Origin of the sequence: Edwardsiella ictaluri ATCC 33202, from assembly GCF_000264785.1 — a bacterium.
GTDB classification, from domain to species: Bacteria; Pseudomonadota; Gammaproteobacteria; order Enterobacterales; family Enterobacteriaceae; genus Edwardsiella; species Edwardsiella ictaluri.
In genome coordinates, this window is the sequence record NZ_AFJI01000018.1 from 1 (window position 1) to 22,287 (window position 22,287).

24 protein-coding genes and 1 pseudogene are annotated in these 22,287 nt (G+C 55.5%); 9 read left to right on the plus strand and 16 right to left on the minus strand.

Annotated elements, in window-relative coordinates; translation table 11 throughout:
- Positions 1 to 70 precede the first annotated feature (70 nt).
- Positions 71 to 1,057: a PDDEXK family nuclease gene (locus EIEH_RS01665; RefSeq protein WP_015869531.1), complete on the plus strand. Its 987-nt coding sequence runs from the start codon at positions 71 to 73 to the stop codon at positions 1,055 to 1,057.
- A 651-nt stretch (positions 1,058 to 1,708) separates the two neighbouring features.
- Here EIEH_RS01665 and EIEH_RS01670 read toward each other — a convergent pair.
- On the minus strand, positions 1,709 to 2,572 hold the full coding sequence (locus tag EIEH_RS01670; RefSeq protein ID WP_015869532.1) for a YicC/YloC family endoribonuclease: 864 nt from the start codon (positions 2,570 to 2,572) through the stop codon (positions 1,709 to 1,711).
- Between the two features lie 132 nt (positions 2,573 to 2,704).
- Here EIEH_RS01670 and rph point away from each other — a divergent pair, with 132 nt between their 5' ends.
- Positions 2,705 to 3,421, plus strand: coding sequence for a ribonuclease PH (gene rph / locus EIEH_RS01675; RefSeq protein ID WP_015869533.1), 717 nt, complete (start codon positions 2,705 to 2,707; stop codon positions 3,419 to 3,421).
- An 83-nt stretch (positions 3,422 to 3,504) separates the two neighbouring features.
- On the plus strand, positions 3,505 to 4,146 hold the full coding sequence (gene pyrE / locus EIEH_RS01680; RefSeq protein WP_015869534.1) for an orotate phosphoribosyltransferase: 642 nt from the start codon (positions 3,505 to 3,507) through the stop codon (positions 4,144 to 4,146).
- A gap of 38 nt (positions 4,147 to 4,184) precedes the next feature.
- Here pyrE and slmA read toward each other — a convergent pair whose 3' ends face one another.
- The 3 genes from slmA to coaBC form a co-directional block, all read right to left on the minus strand.
- Entirely contained in the window at positions 4,185 to 4,781 is a 597-nt protein-coding gene (slmA, locus tag EIEH_RS01685) for a nucleoid occlusion factor SlmA (RefSeq protein ID WP_015869535.1), read from the minus strand.
- A gap of 105 nt (positions 4,782 to 4,886) precedes the next feature.
- On the minus strand, positions 4,887 to 5,345 hold the full coding sequence (dut, locus tag EIEH_RS01690; protein WP_015869536.1) for a dUTP diphosphatase: 459 nt from the start codon (positions 5,343 to 5,345) through the stop codon (positions 4,887 to 4,889).
- The gene (coaBC, locus tag EIEH_RS01695) at positions 5,323 to 6,540 is read right to left on the minus strand and encodes a bifunctional phosphopantothenoylcysteine decarboxylase/phosphopantothenate--cysteine ligase CoaBC (RefSeq protein ID WP_015869537.1); all 1,218 of its coding nucleotides are present in this window, start codon (positions 6,538 to 6,540) and stop codon (positions 5,323 to 5,325) included. Before coaBC ends, dut begins: the two co-directional genes overlap by 23 nt.
- Positions 6,541 to 6,727: 187 nt before the next feature.
- On the opposite strand from coaBC, the gene radC reads away from it, so the two are divergent.
- The 4 genes from radC to mutM all read left to right on the plus strand — a co-directional run bounded on the left by radC (position 6,728) and on the right by mutM (position 8,971).
- The gene (gene radC / locus EIEH_RS01700; protein WP_015869539.1) at positions 6,728 to 7,414 is read left to right on the plus strand and encodes a RadC family protein; all 687 of its coding nucleotides are present in this window, start codon (positions 6,728 to 6,730) and stop codon (positions 7,412 to 7,414) included.
- A 238-nt stretch (positions 7,415 to 7,652) separates the two neighbouring features.
- The gene (gene rpmB / locus EIEH_RS01705) at positions 7,653 to 7,889 is read left to right on the plus strand and encodes a 50S ribosomal protein L28 (RefSeq protein WP_015460658.1); all 237 of its coding nucleotides are present in this window, start codon (positions 7,653 to 7,655) and stop codon (positions 7,887 to 7,889) included.
- An 11-nt stretch (positions 7,890 to 7,900) separates the two neighbouring features.
- Positions 7,901 to 8,068 (plus strand): 50S ribosomal protein L33, encoded by a 168-nt coding sequence (gene rpmG / locus EIEH_RS01710; RefSeq protein ID WP_005290066.1) that lies wholly within the window; start codon positions 7,901 to 7,903, stop codon positions 8,066 to 8,068.
- 93 nt (positions 8,069 to 8,161) lie between these two features.
- Positions 8,162 to 8,971, plus strand: a complete 810-nt coding sequence (gene mutM, locus EIEH_RS01715; protein WP_015869540.1) for a bifunctional DNA-formamidopyrimidine glycosylase/DNA-(apurinic or apyrimidinic site) lyase — start codon at positions 8,162 to 8,164, stop codon at positions 8,969 to 8,971.
- Here the strand turns inward: mutM and coaD are convergent.
- The 6 genes from coaD to rfaQ all read right to left on the minus strand — a co-directional run bounded on the left by coaD (position 8,968) and on the right by rfaQ (position 14,975).
- Positions 8,968 to 9,453 (minus strand): pantetheine-phosphate adenylyltransferase, encoded by a 486-nt coding sequence (gene coaD / locus EIEH_RS01720; protein ID WP_015869541.1) that lies wholly within the window; start codon positions 9,451 to 9,453, stop codon positions 8,968 to 8,970. The two genes, mutM and coaD, sit on opposite strands and share 4 nt — an antisense overlap.
- Complete coding sequence (locus EIEH_RS01725; RefSeq protein ID WP_015869542.1) at positions 9,450 to 10,226, minus strand: glycosyltransferase family 2 protein; 777 nt, start codon at positions 10,224 to 10,226, stop codon at positions 9,450 to 9,452. Before EIEH_RS01725 ends, coaD begins: the two co-directional genes overlap by 4 nt.
- Positions 10,227 to 10,228: 2 nt before the next feature.
- Positions 10,229 to 11,503 (minus strand): lipid IV(A) 3-deoxy-D-manno-octulosonic acid transferase, encoded by a 1,275-nt coding sequence (gene waaA, locus EIEH_RS01730; protein WP_015869543.1) that lies wholly within the window; start codon positions 11,501 to 11,503, stop codon positions 10,229 to 10,231.
- A 173-nt stretch (positions 11,504 to 11,676) separates the two neighbouring features.
- A complete protein-coding gene (locus EIEH_RS01735) occupies positions 11,677 to 12,771 on the minus strand; it encodes a glycosyltransferase (RefSeq protein ID WP_015869544.1) in 1,095 nt (364 codons plus the stop codon).
- A 3-nt stretch (positions 12,772 to 12,774) separates the two neighbouring features.
- Positions 12,775 to 13,902 carry a glycosyltransferase family 4 protein gene (locus EIEH_RS01740; RefSeq protein ID WP_015869545.1) on the minus strand — a complete coding sequence of 376 codons (1,128 nt, stop codon included), beginning with the start codon at positions 13,900 to 13,902 and terminating at the stop codon, positions 12,775 to 12,777.
- Positions 13,899 to 14,975: a putative lipopolysaccharide heptosyltransferase III gene (gene rfaQ, locus EIEH_RS01745; RefSeq protein ID WP_015869546.1), complete on the minus strand. Its 1,077-nt coding sequence runs from the start codon at positions 14,973 to 14,975 to the stop codon at positions 13,899 to 13,901. The genes EIEH_RS01740 and rfaQ overlap by 4 nt, the downstream gene beginning before the upstream one ends.
- 133 nt (positions 14,976 to 15,108) lie before the next feature.
- Between rfaQ and EIEH_RS01750 the strand changes: the two genes are divergently transcribed.
- The gene (locus EIEH_RS01750) at positions 15,109 to 16,080 is read left to right on the plus strand and encodes a polysaccharide deacetylase family protein (protein ID WP_015869547.1); all 972 of its coding nucleotides are present in this window, start codon (positions 15,109 to 15,111) and stop codon (positions 16,078 to 16,080) included.
- Positions 16,081 to 16,165: 85 nt separating this feature from the next.
- Here the strand turns inward: EIEH_RS01750 and EIEH_RS01755 are convergent, their stop codons facing one another.
- Positions 16,166 to 16,555 (minus strand): glycosyltransferase family protein, encoded by a 390-nt coding sequence (locus EIEH_RS01755; RefSeq protein ID WP_015869548.1) that lies wholly within the window; start codon positions 16,553 to 16,555, stop codon positions 16,166 to 16,168.
- Between EIEH_RS01755 and EIEH_RS18755 the strand changes: the two are divergent.
- Positions 16,545 to 16,672: pseudogene (locus EIEH_RS18755) on the plus strand (IS5/IS1182 family transposase); the annotation flags it as partial. The gene EIEH_RS01755 and the pseudogene EIEH_RS18755 sit on opposite strands and share 11 nt — an antisense overlap.
- A 360-nt stretch (positions 16,673 to 17,032) precedes the next feature.
- Here EIEH_RS18755 and EIEH_RS01760 read toward each other — a convergent pair.
- From EIEH_RS01760 to rfaD, 5 genes are all read right to left on the minus strand, one after another.
- Positions 17,033 to 18,187, minus strand: a complete 1,155-nt coding sequence (locus tag EIEH_RS01760) for a glycosyltransferase (protein WP_015869549.1) — start codon at positions 18,185 to 18,187, stop codon at positions 17,033 to 17,035.
- 1 nt (position 18,188) lies between these two features.
- On the minus strand, positions 18,189 to 18,845 hold the full coding sequence (locus tag EIEH_RS19565) for an O-antigen ligase family protein (RefSeq protein ID WP_226092373.1): 657 nt from the start codon (positions 18,843 to 18,845) through the stop codon (positions 18,189 to 18,191).
- Between the two features lie 466 nt (positions 18,846 to 19,311).
- Positions 19,312 to 20,277, minus strand: coding sequence for a lipopolysaccharide heptosyltransferase RfaC (gene rfaC / locus EIEH_RS01765; RefSeq protein ID WP_015869551.1), 966 nt, complete (start codon positions 20,275 to 20,277; stop codon positions 19,312 to 19,314).
- Positions 20,265 to 21,326, minus strand: coding sequence for an ADP-heptose--LPS heptosyltransferase RfaF (gene rfaF, locus EIEH_RS01770; protein WP_015869552.1), 1,062 nt, complete (start codon positions 21,324 to 21,326; stop codon positions 20,265 to 20,267). The genes rfaC and rfaF overlap by 13 nt, the downstream gene beginning before the upstream one ends.
- A gap of 23 nt (positions 21,327 to 21,349) precedes the next feature.
- On the minus strand, positions 21,350 to 22,279 hold the full coding sequence (gene rfaD / locus EIEH_RS01775) for an ADP-glyceromanno-heptose 6-epimerase (RefSeq protein ID WP_015869553.1): 930 nt from the start codon (positions 22,277 to 22,279) through the stop codon (positions 21,350 to 21,352).
- Positions 22,280 to 22,287: the final 8 nt, after the last annotated feature.

Genomic DNA, 22,287 nt, shown 5'->3' on the forward strand with positions numbered 1-22,287 from the left:
CTGGCGCCCTGCATCCTGCTTTACGCCATCGATTTCTCTTTCCCTAAACCCTATAACAGATCGATTTACCATGACCCTCTTTCATATCGCCAATCAACAACTGACCCCGTTAACCCAAACCACTTTCGCTGCCGAAGGGCTGCAAGAGCGCCAAGATCTGCAAGAGGCGTTAAAGCGCAATATCGCTGTCATTGCCCCCGATTGCCTGGTGATTGCCGACGAATTCTCCGACTGGGAAGATAGCCGCCGTCGTATCGATCTGCTGGCCATCGACCGCAATGCCAATCTGGTAGTGATCGAGTTAAAACGTAATGAAGTCGGCGCACATATGGAGCTGCAGGCACTGCGCTATGCCGCCATGATCACCAATATGACTTTTGATAAAGCCTGTGAATACTTTGCGGCCTATATCGAGCAAGAAGGGCTACAAATCGATGCCCGCAACACCCTGCTGGAGTTTGTCGATCTGGACGAAAACCAGCTCGATGATTTCGGCAATGAGGTGCGCATCGTTTTGGCGTCGGCTGACTTTGGCAAAGAGCTGACCACCTCTGTGTTGTGGCTGCGGGACAAGGGCATCGATATTCGCTGTGTGCGGCTGACCCCATTCCGCTATCAGGGAGAGGTGCTGATCAATGCTGCGCAGATCATCCCGTTAGAAGAGGCAGAGTCCTATCAGATCCAGTTTCGAGAAAAGCGTGCCGAGCAACGGGCCAGCCAGCAAGGTACCAGAGACTACAGCAAGTACCGCTTTAACGGCGGGGTTTACAACAAACGCCATTTTGCCCTGGCGGTACTCAGCCATTGGATAAAAGACCGGCAACTTGCCGATCTGGCCGAGATCACTGCCTATCTGGCGCAATTTGATCTGCCCAGAAAGGTAACGCCGGTTGACCAGATCCCGGAAAAAAACCTTAATCGCTGGCATTTAGGCGAGGGCAACCTGATTGAGCTGCCATCGGGTGAGCAGATCGCCATCTCCAACCAGTGGGGAACCGATACCGAACGGTTGCTGCAGGGGATGACACAGTTGGGCTACCAGATTGAAAAAATCTAGCAATGCGAGGGGATATTGAGGTTTGAAGGGCCATCCATCCGATGATGGACTGGCCGTGATATCGCCGATAAGCAAACCACGCTGGCAGGCCAAAAAGCGTCAAACAACAACCCCGGCGTAAGTTGCAACGCAACCAAGCGGCCGGGGTCATGTTGCTGGCAACCTTAAAGAGACGCCCTCTTGCAGTCAAACATTTTTACCCCATTTTGTGACGGATAGAGTGGTGGTCGAGTGGGTATTAAGAGCCGCTAACAAAACCGAGTTGATTCGAATAACATCAATCCCCATATAGTAGGCATGATACGAAAAATCATCAGTAAGCAGCTCTGGAAATCCTTACAGCCACTTCTGCCGCCCCAACAGCCTTCGTCCCGGGCATCTGCCAGAGATCCGTCGGGTATCTGACCTATGGTGTACTCTCGCCGAAGTTTTGTGATGGGCATGGTGTAGCGCGGCATCCCATCAGCGCCTTCCCCGCTCCAAAAATTTGGGAGTACAATTTCGCCAGCAAAACGATAGCGAGACTGAACTCCCCAACCGGCTACCCATCACGACCCAAACCACAATCCGCCTGGATAACCGCCGTGAGTCTCAAAGCCAGAAAAATCTTTGATTATAAAGTGATTATTACCATGTCGGGATAATAATTCATCATTCAATATTCTGAATCTGCTCGCGCATCTGCTCAATCAGTACCTTCAGCTCAATGGCGGAGGCGGTGATATCAGCGTTGATCGACTTGGAGGCCAGAGTGTTCGACTCGCGGTTGAACTCCTGCATCATAAAGTCCAGGCGGCGGCCGACGGCCTCTTTCTTTTTCAGGATGACGTAGGTCTCTTTCACGTGAGCATCCAGGCGATCCAGCTCTTCGGCCACGTCGATGCGCTGGGCCATCAGCACCAGCTCCTGCTCCAGACGGTTGTTTTCCAACTGTACCTGGGCCTCCTCCAGCTTGCTGAGCAGACGCTCGCGCTGCCACTGCAGGATTTCCGGCATCCGGCTGCGCACCTTGGCCACCTCTGTCGATACGGCCTCCAGACGCTGTTCGATCAGCTGTTTCAGGGCGCTGCCCTCACGCTCGCGCGCGTCGATAAAGTCGTCGATGGTGCTGTCCAGCGCGCCGAGCAGCTCGCTGCTGATGGCGTCCAGATCCTGTTCGGCGGCCGCCATCACGCCGGGCCAGCGCAGGACGTCCAGCGGGTTGATTTCACCCTCATCGCTCTGCAGTTTGACCCAGTTGGCGGCATCGACCAGCTGTTTGGCCAGGCTTTCGTTGAGGATCAGGGCGCTCTGGGCGCTCGGATCCAGCTCGAAGCGCAGGTTGCACTCGACCTTGCCGCGGGTCAGGCGGGTGCGCAGGCGTTCACGGATCACCGGCTCCAGACTGCGGAACTGCTCCGGAAGACGGATATAGGTTTCCAGATAGCGCTGGTTTACTGAGCGCAGCTCCCAGGCTGCGCTGCCCCAGTTACCCTTGACTTCGCGTCGGGCGTAAGCGGTCATGCTACGGATCATAGTGCCTGCCTATTACTAAAACGGTGTGTGTTGCCGGGATTATAGCCCCGTGACGTCCTGCGTGATAGGCATAAGCAGATGAAGGCCGTATAATGCGCAGCCGATAACTGAATTACCTGCGGAGATGAGCTTATGCGTCCTGAAGGCCGAGCTGCCGGACAGATCCGTCCACTGCGTTTGACCCGTCACTATACCAAGCATGCGGAAGGGTCCGTGCTGGTGGAGTTTGGCGATACCAAAGTGCTGTGTACCGCCAGCGTTGATGAAGGGGTGCCGCGCTTTTTAAAAGGCCAGGGACAGGGCTGGGTCACCGCAGAATACGGTATGCTGCCGCGTTCTACCCATAGCCGCATGGCGCGCGAGGCGGCCAAGGGCAAGCAGGGTGGCCGCACCATGGAGATCCAGCGGCTGATCGCCCGCTCGCTGCGCGCGGCGGTGGATCTGAAGAAGCTGGGCGAGTTTACCATCACCCTGGACTGCGATGTGATTCAGGCGGACGGCGGAACCCGTACGGCGTCGATCACCGGAGCCTGCGTGGCGCTGGCCGATGCACTGGGTGCGCTGGTGGCCGCCGGTAAGCTGAAGGAGAGTCCGCTGAAGGGGATGGTGGCCGCCGTTTCGGTGGGGATCGTTGCCGGCGGGGCGGTGTGCGATCTGGAGTATGTGGAAGACTCCGCCGCGGAAACCGATATGAACGTGGTGATGATGGAGGACGGCCGGATGATCGAGGTGCAGGGCACCGCCGAAGGCGAACCGTTCAGCCATGAAGAGCTCTTGACGCTGCTGGCGCTGGCCAGAGACGGCATAGGACAGATTATCCAGGCGCAGAAGACGGCGCTGGAGCAGTGATTTTTAGGCGACTGAATAAGTCGCCTTTTTTTTGCCCGCGGGGTGGGCATCCGTCGCGTTAACAGACTTTGAAGGAGAAAAGTATGAAGGCCTATCAGCGCCGTTTTATTGAATTCGCACTCGGTAAGCAGGTGCTAAAGTTTGGCGAGTTTACGCTGAAGTCCGGGCGCACCAGTCCCTATTTCTTTAACGCCGGCCTGTTTAATACCGGGCGGGATCTGGCGCTGCTGGGGCGCTTTTATGCGGAGGCCCTGGTGGAGAGCGGGATTGCGTTTGACGTGCTGTTCGGGCCGGCCTACAAGGGGATCCCGATTGCGACCACCACGGCGGTTGCCCTGGCTGAGCACCACGATCGGGATATGCCTTACTGCTTTAACCGCAAAGAGGCCAAGGATCACGGCGAAGGCGGCACGCTGGTAGGCAGTGCGCTTGCCGGTCGGGTGATGCTGGTGGACGATGTGATCACCGCCGGCACCGCGATTCGCGAGTCGATGTCGATTATCCAGGCCAACGGGGCGGCGCTGGCCGGCGTGCTGATCTCCCTTGACCGTCAGGAGCGCGGCCGCGGTGAACTGTCGGCGATCCAGGAGGTGGAGCGCGACTACGGCTGCCGGGTGATTTCAATCATCACCTTAGGCGATCTGATCCACTATCTGGAAGAGCAGCCGGAGATGGCGCAGCACCTGGCGGCAGTCAAGGCGTATCGCGCCCGGTACGGGGTGTGAGTTGCCGATGGCCGCCGTCCGGCGGCCATCCTTGGGAGTCACTGCAGCTGGCAGGCCAGGAGTGGCCAGCGTGTCTCGAACTCCTGCGTGGGGCGGTAGCGGAACTCTGACCGCACGAAGCGCGACAGCATACCTTCGCAAAACGCCAGAAGCTGGCTGGCCAGCAGCGTTTCGTCGTGGTCAAAGCCACTGCCTTCGCGCAGCCGACGCTCTTTTAAGACTTGGCGCAGCTGGGCCTCAATGCGCTCGAACAGCTGATTGATCCGCCCCTGTAGACGATCCTGCTCAAACATCAGGGCATGGCCGGTCATAATCCGGGTTAACCCAGGATTGCGTTCGGCAAAGCCCAGGATCAGCAGCAGAATAAGACGCAGCCGATGAAAGGTGTCTTTTTCATCCTGCAGTATAAGATTGATGCGCGATGTCAGCGTGTCCTCGATAAACTCGATAAGACTGTCGAACATCCGCGTTTTACTGGGAAAATGGCGATAAAGTGCGGCTTCTGAAACGCCGACGTTCGCCGCCAGTTTTGCTGTCGTGATGCGTTGACTGCCGTCGCTGGACTCCAGCATCTGCGCCAGCGCCTGTAAAATCTCTTCGCGACGGTTCCTTTTCGTATTCTCTTTCTCTGCCATGCCTGACAAGACCCTTGCTAAACGGCGAAAACGGATTTCCCACAACAGACACTGCCGCAACTGGGTGCGACGGTGATTAGATTCGATAGCGTTGCGGGCGGCAAATTAGTGGCGGCCGGAGTGGCCAAAGCCGCCGTCGCCGCGCGCGCTGTCCTCAAAGGATTCCACCAGATTAAAGTCGGCCTGCACCACCGGTACCAGCACCAGCTGCGCAATGCGCTCGCCCGGCTCAATGGTAAAGGGGGTCTGTCCACGGTTCCAGGCGGAAATCATCAGCTGTCCCTGGTAGTCGGAGTCGATCAGCCCGACCAGGTTACCCAGCACGATGCCATGCTTGTGGCCCAGGCCGGAGCGCGGCAGGATCACCGCCGCCAGTGACGGATCAGCAATGTGAATAGCCAGCCCGGTGGGCAGCAGGGTGGTTTCACCCGGTGCGAGCACGACGGCGCTGTCCAGGCAGGCACGCAGATCCAGGCCGGCGGAGCCGGGGGTGGCATAGGTCGGCAGCGGAAACTGTTGGCCGATGCGTGCGTCGAGGATCTTAACGTCGATTTTTTTCTTCATAATGTCTGACGATCTCATTGATTAAGGTACAGCCCAGGCGGGATTTACTGCTGAGCGGCAACCGTGTGTCACCCTGGGGCCAAAAAAGATGTAATGCATTGGTATCGCTATTAAAACCCTGCCCATCTTGTGAAACGTCGTTGGCGCAGATCAGGTCGAGTCCTTTACGCGCCAGCTTTTGTCTGGCGTATTCTTCCACATTCTGTGTTTCGGCGGCAAATCCTACCACAAACGGCCGCGCTTCGGTCATGGCGGCGACGCCGGCGACGATATCCGGATTTTTCACCAGCGTCAGCGTCAGTGTATCGCTCCGCTGCTTTTTCATCTTCTCTGGCGCGATCTGCTGCGCGCGGTAGTCGGCGACGGCGGCGCAGGCGATGAAGATATCGCAATCACGTGCGCGCTGGGCGACGGCCGCCTGCATCTCCAGTGCGCTCTGCACATCGACACGCGCGACGCCTGGCGGGGTAGGCAGGGCGACCGGCCCGCTGATCAGCGTCACCTGTGCACCGCGGCGGGCGGCGGCTTCAGCGATGGCAAAGCCCATTTTACCGGAGCTGTGGTTACTGATAAAACGCACCGGATCCAGCGCTTCGCGTGTTGGGCCGGCGGTGATGATCATCCGGTAGGCCGCTAGGTCCTGGCTCTGGCTGAAGTGTTGCTCCGTAAGGCTGACCAGCGTCAGCGGATCCAGCATACGCCCCGGGCCGACGTCACCGCAGGCCTGCTCTCCGCTGTCCGGGCCCCAGATCAGTGCCCCGCGCCGCGTCAGGGTGGCCAGATTGTCCTGCGTGGCAGCGGCGCGGAACATCTGCTGATTCATCGCCGGTGCGATGGCGATGGGGGCCCCGCTGGCCAGACACAGTGTTGCCAACAGATCGTCCGCCATTCCGGCGGCCAAGCGCGCCATCAGGTCCGCCGTTGCGGGGGCCAAGAGCACCAGGTCAGCCCATTTTCCCAGCTCAATGTGCCCCATAGAGGCTTCGGCCGCCGGATCGAACAGATCGTCGGCAACCGGATGTCCGGAGACGGCCTGCAGTGTCAGGGGCGTGATAAAGGCCTGCGCCCCTTTGGTCATGACTACGCGCACCTCTGCGCCGCGCTCGCGCAGTCGGCGTACGATTTCCGGGCACTTATAGGCGGCTATCCCGCCGCTGATGCCCAACAGGATGCGTTTGCCGCGAAGTACAGTCATGGTACGGGTTCCGTTGAAAGCCAAGATTGACAAGATTTTACCATAACCCGTTTCCTATCGCCGACTTTGCAACGACCACGGAAAGCCTGCGTAAGGCTGCACAGTTTTTATTCCCGTGGTTTGATGCTGTTTATTTATACAGTTAATTTGTGCCAATGGGGTGTCTGGCGGATGGGGAGGCAGAGTGATGGCGCAGGGTAAGGTCGAGGGCGGCTGGCCACAGGGGGCACCGCCGAGGGAAAAGCTACTGGCGTTGGGTGCGGCGGCACTCAGCGATCGTGAGTTGCTGGCGCTGTTTCTGCGCACGGGGCTGCCGGGGGTGCATGTGATACAGTTGGCGGAGCGCCTGTTGCTGCGCTTTGGATCGCTACAGGGGGTGCTGCGGGCAGACGTCGATACCTTCTGCGCCAGCCAGGGGCTGGGCATCGCCAAGTTTGCCCAGCTTCAGGCGGTTATTGAGCTGTCGCGGCGGGTGCTACGGCACCGTATCGGTGAGGAAAGCGCGATTACCAGCCCCGATCTGACGGCGCTGTATCTGCAGAATCTCTTCGTCTCACTGGAGCGAGAGATCTTTGTCGTGCTGTTTTTAGACAATCAACACCGTGTTATTCGATCTGAGCAGATGTTTTCAGGTACTATAAACTGCGTGGATGTATATCCACGGGAAATCGTCAGGGAAGCGCTCAAGCTGAATGCTGTGGCGTTAATCCTGGCGCACAATCACCCGTCGGGCAATCCCGAACCCAGTGTGGCGGACCGTTTGTTAACGGATCGCGTGGCTAAGGCCTGCGCACTGGTGGATATTCAGGTTCTCGATCATATGGTCATCGGCCATGGTCAGCGGGTTTCCTTTGCTGAACGTGGGTGGATTTAATCATATTTTTCGCGATCCTGAGGGATCTTTAGCTGTTCGGGTCTTGAGCACATGCGCTCTAGAGCGTATACTACGCCACCTTTGAGAATCTAGGTTGTGGCGTTAAGAGCCTATCTCAGCAGGTTTCGACCTGACTCAGAGTCTACTCGGCGGAGTTTGCCGGGATGGGCTCTAAAGCCTGACGAGGCGGCCACATCCTATACGAAGCTCGAGCTGATTTGATTTTTGGAGAATAGACATGTCCCGAGTCTGCCAAGTTACTGGCAAGCGTCCGGTGACCGGTAACAACCGTTCCCATGCGCTGAATGCGACCAAACGCCGTTTTCTGCCTAACCTGCACTCACACCGTTTTTGGGTTGAAGGTGAGAAGCGCTTTGTAACTCTGCGTGTATCTGCTAAAGGTATGCGTGTCATTGATAAGAAGGGTATCGAAGCGGTTCTGGCCGATCTGCGTGCCCGTGGTGAGAAGTATTAAGGAGCTGAATCATGGCTAAAGGTATTCGCGAGAAGATCAAGCTGGTTTCCTCTGCTGGTACTGGTCACTACTACACCACTACCAAGAACAAACGTACCAAACCGGAAAAATTGGAACTGAAAAAGTTCGATCCGGTGGTACGCCAGCATGTGATCTACAAAGAAGCTAAAATTAAATAATTTTAGTGGAATTGGAAAAACCCGGCTCTGCCGGGTTTTTTTTTGTCCCTTTGCCCCTATCTATAGCCTAGGCTGTTTTTTCAGAGAGGGGTTATGCCTGAATTACCGGAAGTAGAAACCAGCCGGCGCGGTATCGCACCGTTTTTGCAGGGGAAAACGCTCTCCCATCTGACAGTGCGCCAGCCGCGCCTGCGCTGGCCGGTTTCCGAAACGCTGCTGACGCTGCGCGATCGGCCGATACTGAGCGTACAGCGGCGTGCCAAGTATCTGCTGCTGGAGTTGCCTGAGGGGTGGATCGTTATCCATCTTGGCATGTCGGGCAGCGTCAGGATCCTGCCGGCACTGACGCCGCCGCAGAAGCACGATCACATCGATCTGCTGCTGACGGATGGCATGATGTTGCGCTATACCGATCCACGCCGCTTTGGTGCCTGGCTGTGGTATGACAGCCTGGCGACGGCCAGCGTACTGGCACACCTGGGGCCGGAGCCACTCAGCGAGGCGTTCAGCGCAGAGTACCTGCTGGAGAAGGCGCGAGGTCGGCGTACGGCGGTGAAGCCGTGGCTGATGGATAACACGCTGGTGGTCGGCGTCGGTAACATCTATGCCAGTGAGTCGCTGTTCAGTGCGCAGATCCATCCGGATCGTCTGGCGGGATCGCTGAGTGCAGATGAGGCGCACCTGCTGGTACAGACGATCAAGGCGGTGCTGCAGCGATCTATCGATCAAGGCGGGACAACACTGCGCGATTTTTTACAGGCAGACGGTAAGCCGGGCTACTTTGCGCAGCAGCTACAGGTTTATGGGCGGGCGGGGGAGGCGTGCCTGACCTGTGGCACGACCATCAAGCGTAGCAAGCACGGGCAGCGCACCACGTTTTACTGCCCGCACTGCCAGCGTTAAGCGTCGCGCAGGCGGGTCATAAGCGCCCGGGCTACCTGCTCGGGCAGAAAGGCATCGACGTCGCCGCCGTGGCGTGCGACCTCCTTCACCAGCGAGGAGGAGATAAAGGACCAGGCCTCTGCCGGCATCAGGAATACGCTTTCCAGCGTTGGCATGAGGTGGCGATTCATATTGGCCAGCTGCAGCTCATATTCAAAGTCGGAGACGGCGCGCAGCCCCCGCACTAAAATATTGGCTCCCTGGCGCTGCGCAAAGTGCGCCATCAGCTCGCTGAAGCCATGAACCTCAACGTTGGTCAGGTGGGCGGTCACCTCACGCGCCATGGCGACACGCTCCTCCAGGGTGAACAGCGGCTGTTTGCCAGGACTGGCGGCGATGGCCAGGATCACGCTGTCGAACATATGCGCAGCGCGCGTCACAATATCCAGATGTCCATTGGTCAGCGGGTCGAATGTACCCGGATAAATCGCTGTGCGGCTCATAAAGGCGTTTTTTCCGTATAGCCATGCTGCAGTGCCCACAGCTCGGCGTATTTGTTAAATGTGTACTGTGCGTTGACGATGGCCAGCAGCCATCCCTGTTTCCCGTCCAACACCCCGCCGCGCAGCAGCAGGGTTTTTAGCAGGGCGCCGACGGTATGGCTGAATATGCCCAGTATGGATGTCTTTTTACCGCTGGCGTGGCGCTCATGCGCCCAGGCCGTGGCATAGCACAGCTGTTTTTGCTGGAATCCGGCAAAATCACGGCAGGTCAGGTGCAGCAGATCGCCCTGCAGTGGCGTGACTGATGCGCCACTGCACGCCAGGGATTCATGGACCTGGCTGGCGTTATAGCCGTAGCGCTGGCGCGGGTAGAGGCGGATCACCCGGTCGGGATACCAGCCACTGTGACGCATAAAGCGCCCCAAAAACAGATTGCGGCGGGCGATGCTGTATACCCGATCGGCGACAGGTTGCGTGAGAACCTGAACAATGGCCTCTTTCAGCGCCGGTGTGACGCGCTCATCGCTGTCGATCATCAGAATATAGTCACCGCTGGCATACTGCTGTGCCCGCTGGCGCTGGATGCCGAATCCTTGCCAGTCGTGGTTTTCATAGACCTTGGCGCCGGCGGCTTGGGCGATACGCTGCGTCTCATCACTGCTGCCGGAGTCCAGAACGATGATTTCATCGGCCCATGCCACGGAGGCCAGACACTCCGGCAGGAGTTCAGCCGCATTCTTGCAAATCAGGACGACGGAGAGGCGCGCTGGCATGGTCAGTGACTCCGTAGTGGCAGGTAGGGCAATAACAGCTGCAGCAGGCGCTGGAGAGCCCCCTGATTCTGATGCAGCACCTCGACGGCATGGCGTCCATACCACAGGCGGTAGTCCTCATCGGTCAGGAGGGTTGAGACCTCGTTGGCCAGCGCTTCGCCGTCCGCCACGCTAATCAGGCCGTCGGCCTGATGCAGCTTGGCACAAATGTCCTTGAAGTTAAAGGTATGGGGGCCCATAAGCACCGGGATGGCGTGTGCGGCAGGCTCTAAGGGGTTATGTCCGCCACGTTCGATCAGGCTGCCGCCGACAAAGGCCAGATCGGCAATACCATACAGCAGCATCAGCTCACCCATGCTATCGCCGATCACCACCTGGGTATGTGGCGTAGGGATTTCACCGCTGCTGCGCATCAGATAGGTAAACCCCTCTTTTTGAGCCAACAGTTCGGTTTCTTTAAAACGCTCGGGGTGGCGGGGAACCAGGATCAGCAGCAGGTCGGGAAATTGGGCCAGCAAACGGCGGTGAGTCTGCAGAATGATGGCTTCCTCACCCTGGTGGGTACTGGCGGCGATCCACACCTTCCGGCGAGGGGCCCACTGGCGGCGCAGCGTGATGGCGCGGGCAGCCAGCTCTGGCGTGACTGAGATATCAAACTTAATGCTGCCGGTGATGGCCAGCTGACTACGTTTGAGCCCCAGTGCGATGAAACGTTCGCCATCCTCTTGGTTTTGCGCGGCGATCAGGGTGACTTTACGCAGCAGACGGCGCATAAATCCACCCAGTTTTCCGTAGCCTTTGGCGGAGCGGGCTGAGAGGCGCGCATTGGCAATCACCAGCGGGATCTTGCGCTGATGCAGGGCCGAAATCATGTTGGGCCACAGTTCGGTCTCCATCACGATCACCAGTTTGGGACGCACCGTGTTCAGAAAGCGCCGCATGGCGCCGGGGAGATCATACGGTAGATAGACGTGATGCACATCGTTACCAAAGGCCGACATGACCCGCTCTGAGCCGGTCGGCGTCATGGTGGTCACCGTGATGGGCAGCGTGGGATAGCGGTGGCGCAGCGCCCGCACCAGCGGCACGGCGGCCAGCGTTTCGCCGACGGATACTGAGTGCAGCAGAATTCCACCCGGCGCAACCTTATTGCGGCAGAATCCATAGCGTTCTCCCCAGCGTTTGCGGTAAGCGGGGGCTCTGCGGCTACGCAGCAGCAGTCTGAGCCAGATCAGGGGCTGAATAATATAAAGCAGTACGGTATATAACGATTCCAAGCTTGTATCCGTTATTTTTAGTATCGGCGGGCAAATTCTAAGCATTTCACAGCGCTAATGCCATTATTTTACCGATTTTCCCAGAATTTACATATCAATGCGGCCAGTGAAAATGTATGCCGTATTACGATCGCGAGGTGATACGGCTAACGCTGACTACCTGGATCGGGCTATCAGGTTTTGCCGAGCTGGCGATAGCGCGTGCAAACGGCGGCGACGTCATATTGCTGCAGCAGCGTATCGTCGATCGCGGGGGGATTGCGATAAATATCCTGTAGAGCTTGTGCCAGAGAGGCAGCATCCGGGTGACACAGGCCACGTGCCAGATCGCCCATCATGATTTCGGCAGGCCCTCCGGGGCAGCGTGTGCTAACCACGGCGGTACCCAGCGTGAGAGCCTCGACCAGCACATTGCCAAAGCCCTCACTGTCGGAGCTGACGACCAGGAGGCGGGCATGATGGATCCAGGGGTAGGGATTGGCTTGAAACCCGGCAAAATGTACCCGTTCCGCCACGTTAAGGGTTTTGGCCAATGCGCGCAGCATGTGCTCCTGTTCTGGGCTCCCCTGTCCCAGCAGCACCAACGGTGCGCTAAGTCCGCTTTGCGCATAGGCCTCCAGCAGGCGATCGTGCCGCTTGGCCGGGTGGAAGCGCCCGACGTGGATCAGGTAGTCTTGCCCCTCCAGCGGACAGGGGGCATCGGCCGCGCGGCGGATCGCTGCGAGATCAAAGGGATTGGGAATGGCCTGTAACTGCGCCGGCGTCACCTTAAATTGCTGGCACAGATCCTCCCCCACGGCGTGAGAGACAGCGACGATTTGGCGGCCCTGATAGATACGGCGGATCTTTTCACGCTTCAGCCATCGGCTGAAGCCATGGCGATGTCCCAGATAGGAGGCGGAGAAGACGCCGTGCAGACAGAACCAGAGGTTATGGTCCCGCAGTATGTTGCTACGGGCGACGATGCGATCGGTTTTGTGCAGGTTGGACAGGACCAGATCATAGCGCTCCTTCTGCTCTGCGAGGGCGATCGTCTCATCCAGCTGGCGGGCTCGACGCGACAGCTCACTCAGCTTGCGCCAGGGGGCGCGGCAGGTATCGCGGATGACGCGGTAGTCAAGGCCGTCAGGCAGCGGGTAATGACAGACATCGCGCAGGGAGAACAGGGAGACGCTGTCGCCCTGAGCCAAGAAATACTGTGCCAGCGTCAAGACGACCTTTTCGGCACCACCACCCGGGAGACCGTCGATAATCATTAAAATTCGCATGATTTACTTCACCAGTTGTCGGTACAGCCCAATAAGCTGTGCTGAAAGGCGCTCGGCGGTGCATTCCATAACCCGCTCCCGGGCCAGCCTGCCAGCGTGAGAGCCCAGCGCCTGAGTGGGCAACGCCATGACCGCCTCGCGTAGCGCGGCAATATCCAGCGCATCGCAAACGTAGCCGTTATCGCCGCTGCGGATAAACTCGGCGCCGCCGCAGCCTGTGCTGGTGATCACCGGCAGACCGCAGGCCATCGCCTCTAGAATCACGTTGGGGAAGGGATCGTACAGCGTTGGCAGCAGCAGTCCGTCGGCCATTTGGTAAAACGGCAGCGTTTCTGGCTGCATACCCAGAAAGCGCACGCGCTGAGCGCAGCCCAGGGTATTTGCCAGCGCGCGGTAGCGGGCTTCCTCTTTATCTTTGCCGACAACCAACAGGTAATGTCCCGTTGGTGCAATCGCCTCTATCGCGGCCCGTAGCCCTTTGCGCTCAAAGCCTGATCCGACATAGATTAAACAGGAGGCGCTCTGCGGTATTTGCCAGCGGCGGCGCAGTGCGGCGCGCTGCGCTTCATCCGGAGGCAGGAAGCGATGATGATCGATGGCATTGTATATGACATGGATTTTGCTTTCCGGCACGCCAAAGTCTGCGATGATCTCCTGTTTAATCATGTCCGCGTTACAGATAACGGCACGCAGCTCAGGCGCCTGATACATGGCCTGCTCTGCGTTCATGACATAGCGATGATAGCGATCGTGCCACAGCATGTGGATCTTCCAGCCGGGGAGGATCCGCGCGCGCTGCGTCAGCCAGCGTCGGTGTACACCGTCGCCGGCACGATAGAGATCGCAGCCGGGGATACGCTCATGGCTTTGTACCAGATCGAAGCGCTGTTGCTGCCAAAGCGTGCGGGCCGCACGGGCAAAACCATGCTCGCGGCTGATACGCCCCCATTTCCAGGGATTGCACTGGTGGATATGCCACGCAGGTTTGACGGGGCCCTGCCACTGACGCGTGATGACGTTCAGCTCGATGTCATGGCTGTCCAGCGCCTCCAGCGCCCGCGAGACAAAACGCTCTGCGCCGCCGTCAGGGCGGTATTTTTGCCGGACTAATGCCAATCTGAACTGGGTCATTCAAGTAACCTCGTTGCCGCCGCGATCACTGCGCTGCTGGGGATTAAATCCAGGTAACGCTCCGCTGTTTGGGTATCGATGGTATCCGGATCGGGGAGATCGCCAAAATCGCCGGCCCAGATAACATCGCCACGGGCCTGCCATGGGCGCCAGAAGACGAGTTTTGAGGGACCAAACAGCGCGACAAGCGGCGTCTGTAACGCAGCGGCCATATGCATGGGAACGGAGTCTACGCCGATAAACAGGCGGGCATGATCGATAATGGCCGCTAGCTGGCGCAATGTTAGCTGCCCTGCCAGACTGGCCACCTGCGCCGTTGGACATCCCTGCATAATGGCGTCGATCATCGCCCGCTCTCGTACATCCGGCCCTGAGGTAAGCAAAATAGGGTAGCCCGCCTGAGAAAGAGCATTAATGACCTCGCTCATACGTGTCTCTTGCCAGCACTTAAAGAACCAGCGAGAGGTTGGCTGAATGACAATATATCCCGCCTGCCATGCCGTAGGAATGAGCGCGCTGGCGCTTTGCCAATCCTGCTCACTATAGCCCATGGTGACGCGGCTATCGTCGTCGTCGAGTCCGAGCGGTGCCAGGATCGAGAGGTTTTGCTCTACGGTATGTTGTTTTCCATGCTTTGCCGTACTGGCGAGATGTGTATGGCTGGCTCGCCAGAGCGGGTGACGGCGCTTGGTAAAGTCAAAGCCGATACGTACCGGCGCGGAGCTCAGCGCCGTGACGATGGCGCTGCGCCACTGATCGGCCAGGTTGACGACCAGATCGTACCGCTGTGCTTGCAGCGTACGCAGCAGGCGCCACTCTTGGCTTAGCTGATGGCGAGCACCCTGCTTTTTCCACTGACGATCAATGCAATAGAGCTGATGGATATCCTGATTAGCCGACAGCATATCCCGGGTTTCTGCATACAGCAGAACGTCTATCTGTGCCGAGGGATAGTGCCGTTTCAGCGTGCTGATAACCGGCGTGACCAAGAGCATGTCACCGTGGTGGCGTAGCTTGATCACCAAAATACGCTGCGGAGAAAACGCGGCGGGAAGCGTCGGATTGGATACCATTCTTTTGCCTTTGACTGCGGTTTGACCCTCGATTTTAGAGGATTCGTGGGGCGGGGAGAAGCGTGGTGGCGGTTTTATATTAATTGTTCTACCATGGGCGAAAGAATGGGCGTTAAGAAGAAGACGTATCAGTATGAGCCATCCTGGGTTTATCATTACCATTGACACCGAAGGTGATAATCTGTGGCAAAACCACGATCGGATTACCACAGAGAATGCCCGCTATTTGCCTCGATTCCAGCTGCTGTGTGAGAAATATGGTTTTAAGCCGGTCTATTTGACCAATTATGAAATGGCCAGCGATCCGGTTTATGTTGAATTTGCCCGGGACGTGATCGCCCGGGGATGCGGTGAGGTCGGGATGCACCTGCATGCCTGGAACAGTCCGCCGGAGATTCCGCTGACGGATAATGACTGGGCCAATAAACCTTATTTAATCGAATATCCTGCAGAGGTAATCCGGCAAAAAGTGGATTACATGACGCACCTGCTGGAGGATACCTTCCAGACGAAAATGGTGAGCCATCGTGCGGGTCGCTGGGCGATGAATGCTTTTTATTTGCAGCTGTTGTTGGAGCATGGCTATCAGATAGATTGCTCAGTCACGCCGCGCGTCGATTGGCGTGGCGCTCGCGGTGCACCGCAGGGGAACGGCGGCAGTGACTACAGCGGCTATCCGGACCACGCTTATTTTGTGGACGCTGCTGATTTACGCCGTGAGGGCTCCACCGCCCTGCTGGAAGTGCCGATGAGTACCCGGTTGAAGCATGATCCGCTGTTTAATCACCTGCGCGGTGCCTATGATCGCCTGCGGGGTAAGCGTCGTCCGCCGTCAGTGCAGTGGCTGCGTCCGCGCGGTGGGAACCTGCAGGAGATGCAGCGGGTGGCGGAGTATCATCTGTCCCTGGGGCGTGATTATGTAGAATTTATGCTGCATTCCTCTGAGTTTATGCCCGGAGGAAGCCCGACCTTCCGGAGTGGGCAGGATATCGAACGGCTGTATCACGATCTGGAGGCGCTGTTTGACTGGCTGGCGCCTCAGGTGAAAGGGCAGACGCTGGCGGAGTATTATCAGATAAAACGTGGTCAGCGCCCGGCGAGGTAATTCCGTCTGGGCGTGAGAGTGAAGACGCTGTATTGCACGGGAGAGACGCATCTCTTCCCCGTTGTCTTTTAACGCACGATAGGCTTTAGCCGTGCGGGCGGGGATCAGCCCGCGTGAGTAGACGCTGACACAGCGTCTGCGCGAGGTCGTTAAAACATCGGCTGACGGCGGCGTATTCGCGGGCGCCGTCGCTCAGTCGCCGGTAGGTCTCCGGGTTGCGATAGAGAGACTCAATGCTATCCGCGAGCTGCTCGGGTGACAGGATTAACGGCGGGGTTAGCCGATCCTGCACCGGATCGTAGACCTGCGGTGAGAAATCGATGGAGGCGGCGCTGATATTGGCATACTGCTCGACCGAGAGCGTCGGGGTGAGACAGAACCCTATCTGCTGGTGGCGAACGGTTTCCGGCAGGCCATTGATATTACTGGTGATAGTTGGGATCCCATAGGTTCCAGCCGCTAGCGTGGTTAGCATTACCCACTGGTCAGCATACAACAATGCTTTCAGGCAACGTGGTTCGCTGACACTCTGGCTTGATGTGCATGGACTGACAGTGCACAGACTGAAGGTCGTGGTCGACCGCGTCATTTTTACGCTAATTTTTATTGGGTTGGTGACATGTCGGGAGCGGATAACTTTAACGCCGATGGGCAGTTTGACCAATGCGCCATAGACGGCATCCCGGCTTCCATGACAATCAATAATATCGATGCGCCGCTCGCGGATAAATTTTAGTAATGGCGTGAATATCTTGGGGTGAATGGAACACCGTACGCGAATAGCAAGCGTTGGCAGATTTTTTTCCTGGGCTTTCGCCAGGATGGCCGAGCCTGGGCGAGCAATGATACAAATCGGATAGCCGTGTTGGTTTAGCCATTCAGCCTGCTCTACGATCCGTAGTTATTGATCGCCTCAGTCTACTAAGATTTCAACGTGGGCTATGTTCATTATTTAAAAACTCCTAATTGTTTTAATGAGGCTTTCCTCAAAGTTTTTATCATCAAAGAGTTCTTTGGCTCGATGTATGGAGTTTTTTTTGTAATCATCCACGCCATGAAGATAAATTTCAATTATTTTATTTGCTGCATCCTTGGGGTTTAATAAACGAGGCGGAGCAATTTGGTCATTTTCTGGATAGTAGATATTCTTTTTAAATGGTAGGGACATTCCTGTTTTTTTGCAATAGTCCTCCATGCTCATCGTCGGTGTAATACAGAAGCCAGTATGGTCATTACTAATTATTTCAGGCTGACCATCAATATTTGCCGAAATAATTGGTATGCCAAATGACATTGCTTCAATGCAGGACAGACTGCATGTTTCATGTGCAGAGGTACTTATGTAAATATCAAGATGTTTATAAAAGTCGTTAAGGTTATTGAGAAAGCCAATTGTTTTTACTGATTTGTTTAGATTCTTTTTTTCTATTAAACTCGCTAATGCAGATTCCTCTTCACCTGTTCCGGCAATAATAAAATTGAAGTTAAATCCTTGTAGGGCTGTCTCCTCTGCAATCAGGGGGATTAATCCCAACGCTTTTAATGGAGAGAGCCGTGCTGCACAGCCGATAGTAAAGGTTTTTTTCTTATCGTCAGCGATGCTATCTCGTGATTTAATATTAGTTCTGTTTAATATTACTGATATGTCACAGTGATGTTTGAATTTATTTTCCAACATTTTCTTGGAAGCTTGTGATACACAAATGCAGCCATCTATTTTTTGAAAAAAAGCAATGGTTTTTTTGTTTTTATCAATCTCCCATACAGCGCCATGGTCATAATATATCGCTTTGATTGATTCAGGTTTGTATTCAAGTGGGATAATTTGATTCCAGATGACAACATGGCTTGGGTTTATTTTTTTAATTTTGTTCCAGAGCGCTTTTTTTCTTATAAATGATGGGATTTGGATAGGTGATGACTGAATTACCCGATTGCAGAAAATAATTGAATTGGCATGATCGTTCAATTTCTCACTGAGTGAATTGGCCGTGTTTATAATAACCCAATTATGCTCCTTGCCATTAATTACATAGTCTAAAATAAGGCGTTCAACGCCACCGAAATCGCGAAGATTAACCAAGTGAACAATACTTTTTTCTGTCATGTTATAATTGCTCCGAGGATCTCTTGCTCATTGGGATAGCTAAGAATAGCGGTAGCCATAAAACTAGCCATATTTCGCGCGGATGATAAATATATATATATCCTTGGGTTGATGAAAATATTAGCGAAATTAAAATAAATGCGATAGGATATCTGTTTTTATTGAAGATTTTTATTGCTACAGAGAAGATATTTAAAATATAAGAAAAAAACAGGATAACCCCAATGATGCCAGAATAGTAGAGCATACTCATGAAGACGCTGTGGGCATTATTGTAAGTGAAATTCCGAGGTTTGAAATAATGAGCAAATGTATCACTATAGCCAAAGCCAAGCCATGGGTGATGTTCGCTTACTTGTTGGATAGTATATAGCCAAGTAAAAATTCTTGGCGTAGGTGCGCCATCGACAGCATCACGGGTAAAAATGCTTGGGTAGACCGTATGCACCAGTAATATGATTGCCAGTATGGACACCAATGATATTATAGCAGATCTCTTTCTTTTTATAAAAATGGCCATGAGCGATATGGCTAAAGCAATTATTGGGGTTCTGCTCTGGCTTAATATCACGCCAGCTAATAGAACTATGCCAGCAATAATATATGGGGATTTATTCTTTTCATGCTGATAGAGGTAGCAGCAAAATATTATTGCCAAACATAGTATTCCTGCATAATCTATCGTGTTAGAGGGACCGAGGATCGGATAGAATCTATCATATAAGCTATACTTTGAATAAAAAATAAATCCATTTACTACAACAAATATAGAGCATGTCGCGACATAGGATTTAAATAGAATATTTTTAAAAAAAAGTGTGCTTCTCAGCTCATAAATCATAGATGAGAAGATGAAAATATATATCGCATGCTGTATATAGCGAGATGTATCTTTACTGTGATCAGACCAATATGTTGATATGGCGCTGAATAGAAGGAAGACACCAAGTAATAAACTTGTTTTGTTGAATATGTTTTTTCTTTCGCACACGCACCATACGATAAATAATGCAAACGAAACATAATAAATATTGCTAACTAAATTATTATCATCGCTAATCGATAGCAGTGAAACAAATACGCAAAATAATGCTGAAATATATATAGGTAGCTTATTTATGAAATTAGTTTTCATTTTTTAAGTACTCAACGACGGCTAACGATGGCAGTGCATCAAGAGAGTGTGTCGGTTCAATAATTTCCAGCTGGTTTTTCCCATACCCACCGATGAGCCCCGGATCGGTGGGGCCATACAGGGTGATATTGGGTCGATCCAGCGCCGCCGCCAGATGACTGAGGCCGGTATCGACAGAGATCACCTGGCTGGCGCCGGCCAATACGGTGGCGACGTCGGACAGCGCCATTTTAGGCAGGACCTCAACGTGGGGAAATCCTTCAGCCAGACGCAGGGCGCGCTGATGCTCATGTTCGGCGCCCCAGGGCAGCTTGATTCGCTGCGTCGTATGGCTGCCAACCCAGGCAATCAACTCACGCCAGTGCGCCTCTGGCCAGTGTTTCTCATCACGGGTGGTGGCATGTAGAAACACCATGTACTGGCCGGCATCCATGGGGAGCTGTTGGGTGAAATGACGTGCGATGGCGTAGTCGCCGCGCTGCACTGGCAGGGGATAGCCCAGGCTCTGCGCAACCAGCTGGCGGGTTCTTTCCACCGCATGCTGATCGCGGGCAATGCGATGGCGCCGGTCGTAAAACAGGCTGGCCAGCGGCTCTCGGGCGCTGCGGCGATCAAATCCGTGGCGGATACCGTGGGCATTGCGGGCGACCAACAGCGCACTTTTAAGTAATCCCTGGGCGTCGATAACCGCATCATAGCGCTCCTGATGCAGCCGTTGCTTAAATGAGCGCCATTCCTGACGGGTTTGGGCACTGAGCAGGTTTTTGCGCCAGCGCCGGATTGCGATCGGAATCACACGATCAACCGCAGAGTGCCAGGAAGGGATCTGGGCAAAGCCCTCTTCGACCACCCAGTCTACACAAAGCCCCGGTATCGCCTGCTGCGCATCGGTCAGTGCCGGCAGCGTGTGGATGACATCTCCCATGGAGGAGGTTTTGACCATCAGGATACGCACCGGCTCTCCTTCTCATTATGCAGCAGTGCCTGCAGCGTCTGTTCAACCCGATCCGGCGTAATGTCGATCAGGCTCTGGTGGTATCCGGTCTCTCCCTCGCCACGGCGGACCTTGTGGTAGCCGGTAATCAGCCGGATCACCCGGGCATGTCGGCTCAGGGGTGGGGTAAAGTCCGGACTGCTTGGCCCGTACAGGGCAACCAGCGGCTTGTCGAGCGCGGCGGCGATGTGCATCAGTCCCGAGTCGTTACTGACGATGGCCTGACAGGCGGCGATCAGCGCGACGGCTTGATCCAGCGAGGTATGTCCGGCCAGATTCAGGCAGTATTCGCGGCTCTCTTCGTCCAGCGTCCGGCGGATCTCTTCACCGGCATCAACGTCCTTGGCCGAGCCAAAGAGTGCGATCTGATACCCTTGGCCGATCAGGCGCTGGGCCAGCGTGGCATAGTGGTAATGGGGCCAGCGTTTGGCCGGGCCAAATTCCGCACCGGGGCAAAAGCCGATCACCGGGCGATGATCCGTCAGGTTAAAGGCGGCGGCGGTTTCGGCGATCTCTTCGTCGCGCACCTGCAGCGCAGGCCACAGCAGCGGCTGCGGAAGATCCGCAGCACGACGTATCTGCGTCGCGGGATAAGCCAGCGCAGCGTAGCGTTCGACCATCAGTGGAAATGCCGACTTATCCAGCTGACGCAGGTCGTTCAGCAGGCCATAGCGCATCTCCCCTTTCCAGCCGGTACGTACGGGGATGCGGGCAAAGAAGGGGATTAGCGCTGATTTAAAGGAGTTGGGCAGCACATAGGCCCGATCGTACTCCCGTTCACGCAATTGCCGACCCAGACGATAGCGCTCGCCCAGCCCCAGTGTGCCGTGTCCCAGCGGCATAGGAATCGCCTGATGTACCTCCGGCATGCGTTCCAGAAGCGGACGGCACCAGTTGGGTGCCATCACGTCGATTTCAGCCTCGGGATACGTCGCCTTCAGGGTTCGGTACAGGCTTTGTGACATCATCATATCGCCTACCCACGACGGACCGATAACCAGTATTTTCATACCGTGAGAAATTCCTTACTGTATTAGGGCTTACGGTTCAGCCATTCCATATATTCACGCACTCCCTGCGCCACGGTCTTAAACGGACGGCTGTAGCCGGCCGCGCGCAGTTGGGTGGTATCCGCCTGGGTGAAGGCCTGGTAGCGCCCTTTGAGTTTGTCCGGGAACGGAATGTAGGTCACGCTGCCTTTCTGGTGATATGCCACGACGGCGTCAGCGACAGCCTGGAAAGACTCGGCGTTGCCGGTGCCGCAGTTAAAGATCCCGGAGACGCCGTTTTCCCAAAACCACAGATTAACGTCTGCGACATCGCCTACATAGATGAAATCACGTCTAAAGTTCTCACTGCCTTCAAACAGTTTAGGCTGCTCTCCGTTGTTGATCTGGGTATTCAGATGGAAGGCAACGCTGGCCATTCCGCCTTTGTGCCCTTCACGCGGGCCATAGACATTGAAATAGCGGAAGCCGCAGATCTGGGACTTGGCATGGGGCAGGATACGGCGCACATACTGGTCAAACAGGAACTTGGAGTAGCCATAAACGTTCAGCGGGCCTTCGTAGTGGCGATCCTCGACGAATTTATCCGTCATGCCATAGGTGGCGGCGGAAGAGGCGTACAGGAAGGGGATCTGGCGCTCCAGGCAGAAGTGCAGCAGCTCTTTGGAGTATTGATAGTTGTTATCCATGACGTACTTGCCATCCCACTCGGTGGTGGAAGAGCAGGCACCTTCGTGGAAGACTGCATCGATATCGCCAAAGTCATCACCGGCAACGATTCCGGCAATGAAATCCTCTTTGTCCATATAGTCGGTGATATCCAGGTCGACCAGGTTGACAAACTTTGTGCCGTCCTTGAGGTTATCTACCACCAGAATATCGGTATAGCCTTTATCGTTCAGTGCCTTAACGATGTTGCTGCCGATCATGCCGGCGCCGCCAGTGACAATAATCATGAGGTTTA

Bases quoted from the DNA above. Each gene is read 5' to 3' on its own strand.
- radC (WP_015869539.1), top strand. From the start codon at position 6,728: ATGGCGCAGGGTAAGGTCGAGGGCGGCTGGCCACAGGGGGCACCGCCG.
- pyrE (WP_015869534.1), top strand. From the start codon at position 3,505: ATGAAGGCCTATCAGCGCCGTTTTATTGAATTCGCACTCGGTAAGCAG.
- rfaD (WP_015869553.1), bottom strand. From the start codon at position 22,279: ATGATTATTGTCACTGGCGGCGCCGGCATGATCGGCAGCAACATCGTT.
- EIEH_RS01740 (WP_015869545.1), bottom strand. From the start codon at position 13,902: ATGACCCAGTTCAGATTGGCATTAGTCCGGCAAAAATACCGCCCTGAC.
- EIEH_RS01760 (WP_015869549.1), bottom strand. From the start codon at position 18,187: ATGACAGAAAAAAGTATTGTTCACTTGGTTAATCTTCGCGATTTCGGT.
- coaBC (WP_015869537.1), bottom strand. From the start codon at position 6,540: ATGACTGTACTTCGCGGCAAACGCATCCTGTTGGGCATCAGCGGCGGG.
- EIEH_RS01670 (WP_015869532.1), bottom strand. From the start codon at position 2,572: ATGATCCGTAGCATGACCGCTTACGCCCGACGCGAAGTCAAGGGTAAC.
- mutM (WP_015869540.1), top strand. From the start codon at position 8,162: ATGCCTGAATTACCGGAAGTAGAAACCAGCCGGCGCGGTATCGCACCG.
- slmA (WP_015869535.1), bottom strand. From the start codon at position 4,781: ATGGCAGAGAAAGAGAATACGAAAAGGAACCGTCGCGAAGAGATTTTA.
- EIEH_RS01735 (WP_015869544.1), bottom strand. From the start codon at position 12,771: ATGCGAATTTTAATGATTATCGACGGTCTCCCGGGTGGTGGTGCCGAA.
- rfaF (WP_015869552.1), bottom strand. From the start codon at position 21,326: ATGAAAATACTGGTTATCGGTCCGTCGTGGGTAGGCGATATGATGATG.
- rph (WP_015869533.1), top strand. From the start codon at position 2,705: ATGCGTCCTGAAGGCCGAGCTGCCGGACAGATCCGTCCACTGCGTTTG.
- rpmB (WP_015460658.1), top strand. From the start codon at position 7,653: ATGTCCCGAGTCTGCCAAGTTACTGGCAAGCGTCCGGTGACCGGTAAC.
- EIEH_RS01725 (WP_015869542.1), bottom strand. From the start codon at position 10,226: ATGCCAGCGCGCCTCTCCGTCGTCCTGATTTGCAAGAATGCGGCTGAA.
- coaD (WP_015869541.1), bottom strand. From the start codon at position 9,453: ATGAGCCGCACAGCGATTTATCCGGGTACATTCGACCCGCTGACCAAT.
- rpmG (WP_005290066.1), top strand. From the start codon at position 7,901: ATGGCTAAAGGTATTCGCGAGAAGATCAAGCTGGTTTCCTCTGCTGGT.
- dut (WP_015869536.1), bottom strand. From the start codon at position 5,345: ATGAAGAAAAAAATCGACGTTAAGATCCTCGACGCACGCATCGGCCAA.
- EIEH_RS01750 (WP_015869547.1), top strand. From the start codon at position 15,109: ATGAGCCATCCTGGGTTTATCATTACCATTGACACCGAAGGTGATAAT.
- EIEH_RS01665 (WP_015869531.1), top strand. From the start codon at position 71: ATGACCCTCTTTCATATCGCCAATCAACAACTGACCCCGTTAACCCAA.
- rfaQ (WP_015869546.1), bottom strand. From the start codon at position 14,975: ATGGTATCCAATCCGACGCTTCCCGCCGCGTTTTCTCCGCAGCGTATT.
- EIEH_RS01755 (WP_015869548.1), bottom strand. From the start codon at position 16,555: ATGCTAACCACGCTAGCGGCTGGAACCTATGGGATCCCAACTATCACC.